The organism is Prosthecobacter sp., from assembly GCF_044222565.1.
Taxonomy (GTDB): Bacteria; Verrucomicrobiota; Verrucomicrobiia; order Verrucomicrobiales; family Verrucomicrobiaceae; genus Prosthecobacter.
Window position 1 is genome coordinate 24,473 of sequence record NZ_JBGANA010000012.1, and the last position, 13,529, is coordinate 38,001.

Sequence of the window (13,529 nt, forward strand, 5' to 3'; positions counted from 1 at the left end):
GTCAGGCCTCTGGCCTGACCATGGACTGAGGCGTCTCGCCTTGAGCTTTCCGGATAAACGTTCGGGACGCCTCGATCCATTGACAGGCCAGAGGCCTATCCTCCGCTCAGAACTGCGGCTTGAAGTAGCCGAGGGCGGCGAGGCCGGCTCCGCAGATGGCGGCGATGAGGACGACGAGCGGGGCGGCGATGACGCGGCGCTTGGCCAGGACGGGGAGGAAGCCGAGGACGAGCCAGAGGGCGAACTTGGCCCAGATCCAGTGGTAGGTGTAAAACGAAGGTGCGCCTTCGGGAAGCAGCTTGTTGTACTTCGCGAGCAGGCCAAAGCCGGAGACAAGGCTGATGACGAGGCCGATGCCGTGCCACATCATGGCCTTTTTGGCTCCTTCGCTGGAAAGCAGGCCGCCGATGCCGATGAAGACGAGGATGAGGCCGATGAGATGCAGGAAGTGGTAAACGGGGAGAGACATGCGCAGTCTGTGGCCCAGACCCACGCCGCGCACAAGTGCCGGGATGTTCAAAGTAGCCTTGTTCCTGTGGAACAAGGGGGACGCTCCGCTGCATTTGGGCGGGCACGGTGGTCCCACCTGCTGGGTGGTTGCGTAGCCAATCCTTGTTCCACAGGAACAAGGCTACTTTTCAATCCTCCATCCCCGGGATCGGACCAAAGGCCTCCGCGGGCAAGCGGCGGATGAAGCGGCCCTTCGCATCCCGCTCCTCCCAGCCGAGCCAGCGCCAGGCCTCGGGGGTGGCGTGGAGGATTTCGGTGCTGGAGCCGTTGATCACGGCGGATTGGTTTTCGGGGAGGTTGTGGGCGGTCCAGAGGCATTGGCCGGAGGAGGCGTCCCAGAGCTTGAGGGTGTTGTCAGCGGAACTGGAGAGTAGGTGGGAGCCGTCGGGACTCCAAGCGCTGCAACTGACAGCGCGCATGTGGGCGTTGAGGCAAAGGAGTTCCTTTCCGGTAGTGGCATCCCAGAGCTTGAGTGTGTTGTCATCGGAGCCGGAGAGCAGGCGCGAGCCATCGGGACTCCATGCGCAGCACCTGACAGCGCGCGCATGGGCATTGAGGCAAAGGAGTTCGCTACCGGTGGCGGCATCCCAAAGTTTGAGTGTGTTGTCATCGGAGCCGGAGAGCAGGCGTGAGCCATCTGGACTCCAGGCGCAGCAGAGGGTGTCACGCGCATGCCCATTCAGATGGAGGAGTTCCTTGCCAGTGTTGGTGTCCCAGACTTTGAGGGTGTGGTCAGTGGAACAGGAGAGCAGGCGCGAGCCGTCAGGACTAAAGGCGCAGCATCTAATGTCACGTGTATGGGCATTGATGCAGAGGAGTTCCTTACCGGTGGTATCCCAGAGCCTCAGAGTGTTGTCCTCGGAGCCGGAGAGTAAGCGTGAGCCATCGGGACTCCAGGCGCAGCAAAGAGCGGCAAGTACATGGGCATTGAAGCGGAGGAGTTCCTTGCCGGTGGTGCCGTCCCAGATTTTGAGGGTGTTATCAGCGGAGCCGGAGAGCAAGCGCGAACCATCGGGGCTCCATGCGCAGCACCTGACTGCAAGCATATGAGCATTGAGGCGGAGAAGTTCTCTGCCGGTGGTAGCATCCCAGAGCTTGAGAGTGTTGTCAGTGGAACCAGAGAGAAGACGCGAGCCGTCGGGACTCCAGGCGCAGCATCTGACAGCAAGCTCATAGGCATAGAGGGTGAAGAGCTCTTTGCCGGTAGTGGCATCCCAGAGTTTGAGTGTATTGTCCTCGGAGCCGGAGAGCAGGAACGAGCCATCGGGACTCCATGCGCAGCACCTGACAGCGCGCGCATGGGCATTGAGGCAAAGGAGTTCTCTACCGGTGGCGGCATCCCAGAGCTTGAGGGTGTTGTCAGCGGAACCGGAGAGCAGGCGCGAGCCGTCGTGACTCCAAGCACAGCAACTTACGACATTCGGATGGGCATTGAGGCGGAGAAGTTCCTTGCCGGTAGTGGCATCCCAGAGCTTGAGGGTGTGATCAGCGGAGCCGGAGAGCAGGCGCGAGCGGTCGGGACTCCAGGCACAGCAACTTACGACATTCGTATGGGCTTTGAGGCAGAGGAGTTCCTTGCCGGTAGTGGCATCCCAGAGCTTGAGGGTGTTGTCAGCGGAACCGGAGAGCAGGCGCGAGCCGTCGAGACTCCAGGCACAGCAGCTGACAGCTCGCGTGTGAGCATTGAGGCAGAGGAGTTCTCTGCCCGTGGTGGCATCCCAGAGCTTGAGGGTGTGATCAGCGGAGCCGGAGAGCAGGCGCGAGCCGTCGGGACTCCAGGCACAGTACCTGACAGCTCGCGCGTGAGCATTGAGGCAGAGGAGTTCTCTGCCCGTGGTGGCATCCCAGAGCTTGAGGGTATTATCCTCCGAGCCGGAGAGCAGGCGTGAGCCGTCAGGACTCCAGATGCAGCATCTGATAGCAAGTACATGAGCGTTGATGCGGAGGAGTTCCCTGCCGTTAGCGGCATCCCAGAGTCTGATGGTGCCGTCGGCTGACGCGGAAGCCACCGCCGTGCCTCTAGGATTCCAGGCGCAGGCGTTGATCGAATTGCGATGTCCGGAATACGTCAGTGGCTGGGACATACCCTGCATAGGGCGCGGTGTGGATGGCAAAGGCAGTCCAGTTGTGGAAACCTTCAATGTCTCGGCGAGTTCGAGAGCGGTTCCCCCGGTCAGAGCATAGTCCAGACTGCCATGCCGCCACTGCAGCCCCGCTACATCGACATTGATCAGCTTCGAACGAGTCGCATTGACATGTAAAAACAAGGCCTGCCGTGCCTCCGCCTCTCTCAGATCTGCGTCGCTGACATCCACAAACTCAACGCGGGCACGGTTGAACTGCACGCCGCGTAAATTCGAACCACACAGATTCAGCAGACGTCCCTTGCTATAGCCTTGGATCTGCCATTCATCGAAATTCGCACCCGCGAGATTCACATATCTTGGTTGTGGCTCGGAATGGCCCTTTTTGATGGCTTCGAGCCAATATTTGAAGGCCAGCACTGCTGCATTCAGGCACCCGCCGCCGAGGATGCGTTCCAGGGAGGCGATGGCTGTGTTGGATTTGTTTGTCGCGAGGATTTGACCGAGGAAATCGAGGGTCTCGAGGGAGGCCATGGGCATGTCCCACTGGGCATCGGCCTGGTCTGCTAGGGCGCGGGAGAGGTGGCTGGCGAGGAAGTATTCCTGGAGGGAGGTGTGGGCGAAGCGGAAGTGTTTTTCTTCGGTGTCGGGGCGGAGGACGAAGGTGGCGGTGCGGAGGTCTTCTTTGAGGAGGGAGCGGTCTTTGCTGGCGTAGGCGGAGGCGATGGCGGGGTTTTGGTGAAGGAATTCGTCGAACCATTCCTCCAGGCGGTCCACGTCCCACTGCTTTTCGCCGCTGCGCCAGAGGGCGGCGGCGAGGGCCTCCATGAGGCGGCGCTTGTGCATGGGGTCGAGGTGGTGCTTGCCGTCGTCGCGGCCGAGCCAGGAGCGGACGACGAGATCGTAGAGGCGCGCGGCATTGACGGTCTCGCCGCGCATTTGCAAGGCCTCGAGTTCGCCGAGTCGGCTGCTGATGAGGGTGAGGAGGTAGGGGCGCTCGGCGAGGTCGCGGAGATTGTGGATGGAGGCGATGAGTTCGAAGGCTTCGCCGCCGCGTTTTTCATCGCCGAGGAAGGAAGTGAGGTAGCCGCGAATCTGGGCCTCATCGAAGGGCAGCAGGCAGAAGGCGGGGTACTGGCTGCGGTCGATGCCTTCGCGGTCTTCGCCGGTGAGCATGGCGTTCTGGCTCCAGACATCGCGGAAGTAGTGGCTGCGGCAGGAGATGAGGAGCTTGCCGGATGAGGCTGCGCTGCTTTTCAGCATGGCCTGCGGCAGCACGGACCAGAGGGTACGGATGAAATCGCGCGCGCGGTTCTGGGTGAGGTGGACGATTTTTTCATCGAGGCCGTCGAAGATGATGAGTGCGCCTTCTTCGCGCACGAGGCGCAGCAGATCTGCCGCTGTGACCTTGCGGTCGGTGATGCGCCAGGAGCGCTGGATCACGATGGTGAGCAGTTCCTCAATCGTGGGCACGGTGTCGGACTTGTCGCCAATGTAGTCGCGTAGGTCGATGTAGATGGGCAGCGGGTAGCGGGCTGGCTCCTGGGTGCGTTTCTCGATCAAATGCCGGGTGAACTGCTTCAGCGTGGTGGTTTTGCCGATGCCGACTTCTCCGAGCAGGGCAAAGAAGGGCGGTCCCTCTTCACGCAGGGCCCAGGCTTCGAGTTCGTTCAAGGCATCCCGCGCATCGCCGAGATTGGCGCGTGTGGGATCGATCGCCTCCCGTTGCGCCAGGTGGTGCATGTAGCCGCGCGGGCGCTGGAAATGGCGCGTCTCCTCCGGGGGAGGCATGAAGCGCTGGAGATCGGGATCGGGAGGTGGTGCGGGGAGTTTTGCCGGCAACTCGCAGGTTTCATCCTCCTCGTTGCGGGCAGGAGTGCCCGCATCACTTGGGGAGCGTGCTTCATAGGTGGCATCGAGGCGTTTTTGGATGGCCCGGAAGAGCTGGTGGACAAACTCGCGTTTTTTGGCCGTGCCGGACATCTCTTCGTAGAAGCGGGCGACGTCGTTTTTGCCAGGCAGGCGGAAGATTTGGCGCTGCTCCAGTCCCAGCAGATCCTGATGCTCGAAGTCCACCTTGATCAGGCCCACCGGGAGGATGGGCTTTTTGTCCTGCATGAAATGCGGCAGTTCATGCTCCTTGATGTACTTACGGTTTAGAAACTCCGGCCCGATGAGAAGCAGGCCGAAACCGGAGGCCTGCAGTGCGGTCTGGATGCGCTCATGCCAGCGGTCGCCGAGGTGCATGTCCTGGTCCATCCAAAGCTCGACTTCGTAGCGCTTGGAGCAGCCGAACTGGCTCTTTAATTCGGCGATCAAATCATCCGCCAGGTCCTTGTTGGCACGGGCATAGGAGACAAAGAAGCGGACAAAGATTTTCTTCTCTTCCAACGCTGTGCGTGTTGTGGCGATGCCCTTGGAGGGGACGAAGGGCCTGCCGACGATGTCTGCCGTGGCGTCCTGGGAGAAGCGGGTGGCGCGGAGCACGGCCTCGTCCGGGCCGGTGAACCACAAGGCGCGCTCCTCGGGTGGGCTTTTCTTTTTGTTGTCCACCTTGCAGCTTAGACTCAGGGGGAGGCCGACTTCATTGAGGCGGTTTCGGAGGCGGGTCAGATTGGCGAGGGCGGTCTGGGTGTCCTCGCCGGGGAAGAGTCTGGCGAGTGCCTCAGAGAGGCGGATTTTGTCGGTGAGGGAGAGGTTGAGGAGCTTCTGGAGGCGGTCGCGGTCGGATTTTCCGAGTTCCTCCAGCCAAGGCTTTGCTGCATCCCGGAGGGAGTCGCCGAACAAGGTGACCGATAGGCTCATGTGGAGGATGAAAGCGGTTTATTGGAGGTTTGGCAATGGTTTTGGAGGATTGGGAGGTCATTTTGGAGGAATTGACCGCGGGTTGGGGCACAAAAAAGGCGGTCCGTTTATCACGGACCGCCTTGGAATGGGGTGCTTTTTGGAGGATCAGCCTTCTTCGGAGGCTTTGGCGCCGGCGAGTTTGGCGGCGCGTTCGGCGAGTTCGATATGGAACTGTTCGGGCGTGGGGGCTTCACCGGTGGTGCGGGTGCGGGCGAACCAGTCGGCAAAGATTTCGCCGTCTTTACGCTCGGCTTTGAAGGCTTCAAGGAAGGCGCGGACCTTGCCGGGGACTTCTTCACCGAGAACGGTTTTGAATTCCAGGCCGGCGAGGCGGTTGCCGCGGATGCTGCCGCCGACGAACATGGCGTACTTGTTGGGGGAGCGGCCCACAAAGCCGAAGTCGGCATTGTAGGGGCGGCCGCAGCCGTTCGGGCAGCCGGTCATGCGGAAGAGGATCGGCTCGTCTTCGAGGCCGAGTTCGCGCAGGGATTCGTCGATCTTGTCCATGAAGCCGGGCAGGACGCGCTCGGATTCGCTGAGGGCGAGGCCGCAGGTGGGGAGGGCGACGCAGGCGTGGGCGACCTTGCGGGCGCGGGTCATGCCGTCGGCGTGGATGACGCCGTGCTTGGACAGGATGGCGTCAACGGCGTCCTTTTGCTCAGGCGCGACGTCGGCGATGATCATGTTCGTGTTTGGCGTCACGATCAGGGGGAGGTCGAGTTCTTTGCAGAGATCGACGAAGGCGCTGCGGTAGTGAGGGCCGTTTTCGCGGTCCACAATGCGGCCCATGCTGACGTGGACGGCGCAGTAGAGCTTGCCGTCGCCCTGCTCATGCCAGCCGAGTTTGTCCTCGACGCTGTCGAACTGGAGTTCCTTGGGCGGGAAGGTTTCGATGCCGGGGAGGCGGCGGACGACTTCGGCGCGGAAACCGTCGAGGCCCATGGTCTGCACGGTGTACTTGAGACGGGCGTTTTTGCGCTCGGTGCGGTTACCGTGGTCACGCTGGGTGGTGACGACGGCCTCAATGGCGTCGACGACATTGGCGCGCTTGGCGTAAAGGAGAGGCTGACCGAGGAAGGGGCGGGTGGTCAGCTGGCCGTGGCTCATGCCAAAGCCGCCGCCGACGGTGATGGTGTAGCCTTCGACCTGGCCGTCCACCACGTGGGGCACGAGGCCGACGTCCTGGGAGTAGATGTCCGCGTCATTGCAGGGCTGGATGGCCACGCCGATCTTGAATTTGCGGGGCAGATAAACCTTGCCGTAGATGGGGTCGTCGCCTTCGGGGGCCTTGGTCTGCTCGCGCACGGCGGGGTTCACCTCCGGGTCTTTGATCCAGTCTGGCTCGAGCTTTTCGCCGTCCAGCCAGATGTCGGCATAGGCACTGGAGCGCCACAGGAAGCGCTGGCTGATTTCCTCCGTAAGCTTCTGAGTATCAGCGTGAATGGCGTCCTTGATGGGGGCGGCGGGGCCCATGGTATTGCGCACGACGTCGCCGCAGGCACCCATGGTGCTGAGGCCGCTGTGGCAGACATTGTGAATGACTTCCTTCAGGCCGCCTTTGAGCACGCCGTGGAGCTGAATGCCCTGGCGATTGGTCAGGCGCATGTTGCCAAAGGCCTTGGAGCAGAGATCGTCATGGATGAGCCACTGCTTGGCGGTGATGCGGCCGCCAGGCATCTTGCTGCGGATCATGAAGCTCCAAGCCTTTTCCAGCTTGGCCTTCGTGCGCTCGGCGCGGACGTCGCGGTCATCCTGCTGGTAGGAGCCGTGGTGTTTGAGCAAGATGTTGGAGTCGTCCGGAATATTCGGGGTGCTGGTGTCAGCGAACTGCTCGGCCAGGTGGCCACGGAGGCCGTCTGAGGCGAGTTTGAGGTCTTCAACGGAGGCTTTGCTCATAGGAATGGGATTTTGGGGGCTCTCAGTGTCGGCTAGTATGACTTGATTGCAAGTGCTTGAGCCTGGGGCGTGGTTTTGAAAATCGTGGTCAGGGTGCGTGACAAACGGAGACAAAGGCGGTTACATTGTCCTTTGGGATGAGCAGGCACCCTACACGCATTCTCCGAGCGACAGCAGCCCTGCTGCTCTCGCTGCTGAGCGGCTGTGTCAAAAAAAGCGAGTATGATGCGCTGCAGGTCGAAAATCAGACACTGCAAACGCGCGTGGACCAGACGAACCATCTCCTGGTGCAATCACAAGCGGATTTGTCAGCGGTGCAGGTACAGATGCAGCAATATCTGACGGTACAGACCCAGCTGCAGAAGACCCAGCTGGAACTGAAGCAGTCGCAGGACGAGTTTGCGGCGCTGAAGACCCGGTTTGAGCAGTTCCGCACGCAGCGCCGCAGCGCCATGGTGGGGAAGAAGTTTCCGCTGCTGAGCCTGGATGACGGGAAGTCCCTGCGCCTGGCGGAGATCACTGCGGTGAGTGCGGATGAAGTTTCGATCCGGCACGCCGATGGCGCCATCAAGGTCGCGCTGGCAAACACGAACCCGGATCTGCGCTGGGAGGCCTGCTATGACCCGGTGGAGGCCAGGGACAAGGCCCGAGAAAGAAGCCTGACTGCGGCACGGGAACCTGGTGGCCTGCCAGCCCCGGGAAAAGGACCTGCTGCCGAAGGGGCCGCTCCAATGCCGGGCCCCGGGGCGGTCGCGCCCGCGCGGAATGTGGTGGAGATTTTGCGCACGCAGCTGGCCGCGCAGCGTAAGCAGCTGAACACCGAATACGAGGCGCTCGCGGCCAAGAACCCCTCCGGCCTGCGCGGGGCGGAGTGGAACTCCACGCGCCCGGAGGCCAGCCCACTGCTCAACACCCTTTCCGCCAGCCGCGCTGTGCTGGGGATCAGCCGGCTGCAGGTGCAGCGCAATGCGATCCTGGCCACCCTCCAGCAGCTGCGGGATCTGGATCCGTCCGCACGATGAACCTAAGGAATCCACAAAATAAGCTAGGCAAATACCACGTTTGAGCGTTCCATGTCACCCGCAACCATGAAATTCAGCCTTCTCCTCGCCCTTGCCCTGACCACCACCGCTGCTTCTGCGGTCGATTACAAGTCTCAGGTCGCCATTATTTTCCGCAACAAGTGCTACGCCTGCCACAGCGTCACGAAGAAGGTGAAAGGGAAGCTGGCGCTGGACGACGCCGAGCTGCCGAAACAGATCGGCGATGGGAAAAATATCATTCCCGGAAAAGGCGCGCAGAGCGACATGTACGTGAAATGCACGCTGCCGAATGATGACGCTGATGTGATGCCCCCTGAAGGCAAGAACAAGCTGACCGATGCGGAGCTCGCCACGCTGAAGGCCTGGATCGACGAAGGCGCCAGCCTCACCGGTGGCGGCGCGGCACCTGCGCCCGCAGCAGCCATGCCTGCCGCCGCAGGTGGCGTGCAGAAGTGGACCAACGCCGAAGGCAAAACCATTGACGCCGAGTTCATGGGCTTGGAAGGCGACAGCGTGCTTCTGAAGATTCCCTCCACGGGTGTCACGCACATCCTGCCTCTGAGCAAGCTCTCGGCTGAGAGCCAGGCGCAGGCCAAGGCGGCCAAAAAGTAAGGGCGGCTGACATTGCTCGTTTTTTTAACGCCATTGGTCTTCCGGCCGATGGCGTTTTCTTTTAGCGCAGATCGAATTCCGATTCGGCCACGCGCTGGCCGTTGATCTGCAGCTCGACGCGATGTCTTCCGGAGTAATGTTTGCGGGTGGTAAAGTCTTTTACGACCTGGGATTTGACGAGTTCGATTTCAGCGCGTGCGGGCAGGTCCAGTTCGGTCCATTTGAAGACCTTCTCGGCGCTGCCGCCACTGGCTTTGACGTAATGCACCACGTAGTCGATGGCGAGGCGCTGTGTCTTGCCGGAGGTGGAGGTGAGAGCGGCGGTCAGCGTGAGACGCTCTCCGAGTTTGAGTCGCGCGGGAGAAGCGGTGAGGCTTGCGGTGACCTCTGCTTTTTTGCCAAAGCCGAAGAGCGTCAGTGCCTGCGGGTGCCCGCGCTTGATCAGCGTGCGGCAGGCGTGCTTGGCGATCCAGCGCAGATGCTCGCGCTCCAGATCCCAGTCTTCGAGGCGCTGCAAGACGTAGTCGTGATGGTCCTTGGTGATGTCATTGAGATGATTGGCCACGGAGCGGCGTACGAAAAGCGAGGCGTCATCCTTTAGCGCATCGAGAATGACAGCGGTGGGGGCGGGATCGCGCACGAGTGCGGTCAGGCGCATGCCCCAGGGCAGGCGCGGGCGTGAGCCTTCGCTGGCCAGGCGGCGCACTTTTTCATCGGGATCGGAGGTCCACGCATGCATCGTTTTCAGCGCGCGCTTTTGATCTGCCACGATGAAGGGGCGTACGGCAAACTCTGCGGAGCCGAAGACGGTGAAAAAACGCAGGGCCTCCATGGAGAAGTCGAAATCATGCAGGCCAAAGGTGGCCACGAAGTCGCCGAGGAAGATGGTGACGAATTCATGGTCGATGCGTGGCGCGAGCTTTTGCAAGGCGCGGACTTTCTGCTGATAGGTTCCCGGCAGCGCCGCATTCACAGCGACTGCACATTGATGCACACGCTGCATGAGGCTGCGGGCTTCGAGGCCATCAAGCGAGGACTTGAGAAAGGTTTCCGTGTCAAACTTCGGTGAGATGAAGGCGAGTTCCTTCGCGATGCTGCGGTAGCGGGCGGCATCAAACCATTCTTTGAGCTGGGGCGGGGGATCGGGTTCGGGAGGCATGTTCAGGAGGAATTTCGCGGCGGCTATTTCACTGCGGCACTTTCCGCACGGTGTAGGCGATGCGTGGGTTCAGCAGCAGCCTGCCGGAGTCCGACTTGAGATTGTCCAGACGAAATTCATAGACGTGGTTCAGCGCCCAGTCTGGCAGCTCGATCTCCGCCGTTTTGCGGTCAGCGCTCAGGGTGACTTTGGTGACCTCAATCTCATCCTTGGCGATCTGCGGCGAGCCGTATTCCTTGTGGTAGTTGTACGTGTAGTGTTCGCCGGCCCACAGGTCCTCGCCGCCGGAGGTTTCATCCAACGGCTCGGTGAAGGTGAAGCGAAAGCCCTTGGACGTGATCTTCATGTCCAGCACATCAAACGGCACCTTGCCCGTGGGGGTGATGGTGCCGATGCCCTCGCTTCCTGCCCAGGAAAGATGCGTGCGCCCGACATACAGCACATCATTGGCGAATGTGAAGCGGTGCACGCCGCGTTTGAGCGTTTCGCTTTGGATCCAGTTCAGAGTCGCGCCCTGCCAGACGCCGCCGACTTCCTCCAGCAGCACGCGGAGGATTTTGGGCGAGTTCATTTCTCCTACGATGGTCTGGCCTGCGAAAGGTCCCCATGCTTTGGTGGATGGGATCTGCACGATCTGCGTGGGCGAATTGGCAAAATGACCATGCGGGAACCACACGGCGGCGGGAGTGCGCAGCTTTTCCAGATCGGCCACGGGGACTTGCAGAGGCACGCGGCCATCCCAGTTCTTGCGCCACACGAGGCTGGCAGGATGGCCGTAGAAGCCGTCCTGCTTTACCACGAAGAGTTCGCTGGTGCCGCGCCAGTCGCCTTGGTTGTCGTCCACCAGCAGATTGCCGGCGGCATCAAAGCCGATGCCATCCGGTGAGCGGAAGCCGCAGGCCCATGGCTGCGCCGCTCCGGTGGTGGGATCGATCTTCACCACCCAGCCGCGATACGGCACGCGCGAGTACATGCGGCCCACATCTTTGCTCACTTTTTTCCATCCCTCATAGAACTGCGCGCGTGGCACGCCGATGTCGCTGAACTGGCCGCGCACTTCTTTGAAAATCGTGTCACCTTGAGAAGCGAGATTGAGCGATACGACCACGCTGCCATCCGGCGCACGCACGGGGCCGAAGGCAAACTCGTGGTAGTTTCCGCTCATGCCAAAGCCGTCCCAGAGTGTTTCGTAGCTGTCGCACACGCCATCGCCGTCGGTGTCGCGCAGGCGGGTCAGCTCAGGGCGCTGCATGACGAGGATGCTGTGCGCATCTTCCACGAGGAGGCCCAGCGGCTCATGCAGGCCTTCGGCAAAGGTTTTCCATGTCTTGTCCTTCGGCTGGTAGATCGCGACCTGCCCATGGTGGAAACATGCGGCGATGCGGCCGTCCGGCATGACGCCGAGTCCGCCGATTTCCGGCGCGACGCCATTGGGCATGATGAGTTTGCCGATGGAGTAAAAGCTGTCTGCGGGTTCCGGCTTGGCCTTCTGCGCAGGCAGGCTCGCAGTGCCCAGGATCACGCAGCCCAGAGAGATGGAGAGGAGACGGTGCATGAGGCTTATTGTTTGATGGTTGCGAGAGTGAGTGTGAAGGCCGCCGCTTCTTCCTGGGTGAAATGCAAGGTGCCACCATCGCGTTTTCCGGAAGGGGAGCGCCAGGCGGCGAAGCCTTCGCCGTTGGGATTGTCGCCAACGGATATGAACACATCGCTGGTGGCCTTGGGGATTTTGAATTCGCGCGTCACTTCTCCAGCCTTGTTGACCGCAATCTTTTCTTTCACCTCGATGCCGTCGAGTGAGTAGCGGAAGGTGGGGAAGCCTTGGTCGAGCGTGTAGCCGAGAAATTTGGCCTGCGGGGCTGCGGCGGTGGCGCCGCCAAAGCGGATCGCCATTTCATCGGGTTCGGCGGTCCAGAAGGGTTTATCGCCGAGCTTGGGCAGGTCGCGGCCATTCCCCGCCCAGTTCTTCGTGGCATCGATGAACTCGCCTTTCCACACGTAGCGGATGCGGCATTGGCCCGCATCCCAGCAGGCGTTCAAGTCTCCCGGCAGCGCGATCGCGATGGCAGCGGGGCCGCTGTTGGGCATGAAGATGCGCTGCACAAAGGGACGCCTGCCGCCGCCGGCGATGAAGGTTTGCGCTGCGGTGGCCGGAATGTTTTTGTCCTGTTTCAGCGGTGGCATTTTTACGCCCACATAGGCCGCGCCATACATCACCAGACCATGGCCGGGGAAGGTGCATACGAAGGGATAGATGCCCGGCTCCTTCGGCAGCGAGAGGCGCAGGGAATCCTTCTTTTCCGGAGCCAGCAGTTTGGAGGCGGCCAGCACATCCGTCCCTGGCGGCACGAACTGCAGGGCAGGGCCTTTGTCTGCCAGTTGAAGAGAGGCGTTCACGATGGCATCGCGCCTGCCTGGTTTTACGAGCACGAAATTGTGCATCTGATCGGTGGAATCGAGATTCTCCAGGCTGATGACCACATCCGCGCCTGGCTTGCTTTCAAAGCGTGGCGGGTCAAAGCGCAGGCCGTCGCGCATGGCGATCTTGATCGTCTGCGGCTTGGCCGCGGCAGGCGGCTGCGGTTTGACCTCGGCTTTCTGGCCCCACGCCGTGGCGTGAAGCAGCAGCGCGAGGCCGAGAAGTGGGATACGAAGGATGGCGGGAGACATAGGAAGATGAAGCTTCATGGCAGGCGCTGAATGCGGATGTCTTTGAAATATAACACGCTGCCCGGATCATGCGCCTGCAGCGCGATGCCGCCGCCCTGCGGATTGATCAGGCGCCCGGCGCGCTCAGGCGGGCGTGTGACGTTGTCCGGCTCGGTGTAGTCCACGACGGGCTTGTCATTGAGGTGGATCTGGATGCGCTTGCCGTTCACGGTGATGCGCACTTGGAACCATTGGGTCTCATCCACGGGTGACTGGGCGAGATCCACCACGGCATAGAGGCTGCCGGTTTTGCGCTTTTCCTTGGCGGTGCTGTTGAGCTGGATTTCGTAGCCTTTTGCGAGATGGAGCGCACTGTCCCGCGTGGTCATGTCTGTGTGGATGAAAATGCCGGAGTTTGAGTTTGGCTCGCCGCGGCAGGTGGCTTCAAAGATGAAGTTTTTGAACGGCACGAAGCCTTCCTTGGTATCGCCCGCATAAAACATGTGGGCGCTGGGCTTGGTGGCATGGGCGCGGATGGCGCCGTCCACGACGGTGAAGGATTCGGGCATCACGTTGGCACGCCAGCCGGTGAGGTCCTTGCCATTGAAGAGGGTCTGCCACTCCTCGGCAGCACGGCAGGAAAGGGGGAGCAGCAAGGCGAGCAGGAGAAGGTGGCGCAGCATGTGGGGCAGATTGGTTGGTTGCATGGTGGCGGCTTCTCGCCCAAAT

General features: G+C 61.3%; 9 protein-coding genes. 2 read left to right on the plus strand and 7 right to left on the minus strand.

What is annotated here, in order from left to right; genetic code table 11:
• Window positions 1-106: 106 nt before the first annotated feature.
• The 3 genes from ACILSR_RS18040 to ACILSR_RS18050 form a co-directional block, all read right to left on the minus strand.
• Window positions 107-469, minus strand: coding sequence for a hypothetical protein (locus tag ACILSR_RS18040; protein ID WP_395751190.1), 363 nt, complete (start codon window positions 467-469; stop codon window positions 107-109).
• 169 nt (window positions 470-638) lie between these two features.
• Entirely contained in the window at window positions 639-5,399 is a 4,761-nt protein-coding gene (locus tag ACILSR_RS18045; protein WP_395751191.1) for a PQQ-binding-like beta-propeller repeat protein, read from the minus strand.
• A 147-nt stretch (window positions 5,400-5,546) separates the two neighbouring features.
• A complete protein-coding gene (locus ACILSR_RS18050; RefSeq protein WP_395751192.1) occupies window positions 5,547-7,337 on the minus strand; it encodes an NADPH-dependent assimilatory sulfite reductase hemoprotein subunit in 1,791 nt (596 codons plus the stop codon).
• A 137-nt stretch (window positions 7,338-7,474) separates the two neighbouring features.
• Between ACILSR_RS18050 and ACILSR_RS18055 the strand changes: the two genes are divergently transcribed.
• A complete protein-coding gene (locus ACILSR_RS18055) occupies window positions 7,475-8,359 on the plus strand; it encodes a hypothetical protein (protein WP_395751193.1) in 885 nt (294 codons plus the stop codon).
• Between the two features lie 66 nt (window positions 8,360-8,425).
• Entirely contained in the window at window positions 8,426-8,992 is a 567-nt protein-coding gene (locus tag ACILSR_RS18060) for a c-type cytochrome domain-containing protein (RefSeq protein WP_395751194.1), read from the plus strand.
• A 61-nt stretch (window positions 8,993-9,053) separates the two neighbouring features.
• Here ACILSR_RS18060 and ACILSR_RS18065 read toward each other — a convergent pair whose 3' ends face one another.
• The 4 genes from ACILSR_RS18065 to ACILSR_RS18080 are packed head-to-tail and all read right to left on the minus strand — an operon-like array spanning window position 9,054 to window position 13,507.
• The gene (locus ACILSR_RS18065) at window positions 9,054-10,151 is read right to left on the minus strand and encodes a DNA alkylation repair protein (protein ID WP_395751195.1); all 1,098 of its coding nucleotides are present in this window, start codon (window positions 10,149-10,151) and stop codon (window positions 9,054-9,056) included.
• Between the two features lie 28 nt (window positions 10,152-10,179).
• Window positions 10,180-11,706 (minus strand): PQQ-dependent sugar dehydrogenase, encoded by a 1,527-nt coding sequence (locus ACILSR_RS18070; RefSeq protein ID WP_395751196.1) that lies wholly within the window; start codon window positions 11,704-11,706, stop codon window positions 10,180-10,182.
• A 5-nt stretch (window positions 11,707-11,711) separates the two neighbouring features.
• Window positions 11,712-12,839, minus strand: coding sequence for a hypothetical protein (locus tag ACILSR_RS18075; protein WP_395751197.1), 1,128 nt, complete (start codon window positions 12,837-12,839; stop codon window positions 11,712-11,714).
• A complete protein-coding gene (locus tag ACILSR_RS18080; RefSeq protein WP_395751198.1) occupies window positions 12,836-13,507 on the minus strand; it encodes a DUF1080 domain-containing protein in 672 nt (223 codons plus the stop codon). Before ACILSR_RS18080 ends, ACILSR_RS18075 begins: the two co-directional genes overlap by 4 nt.
• Between the last annotated feature and the right edge of the window lie 22 nt (window positions 13,508-13,529).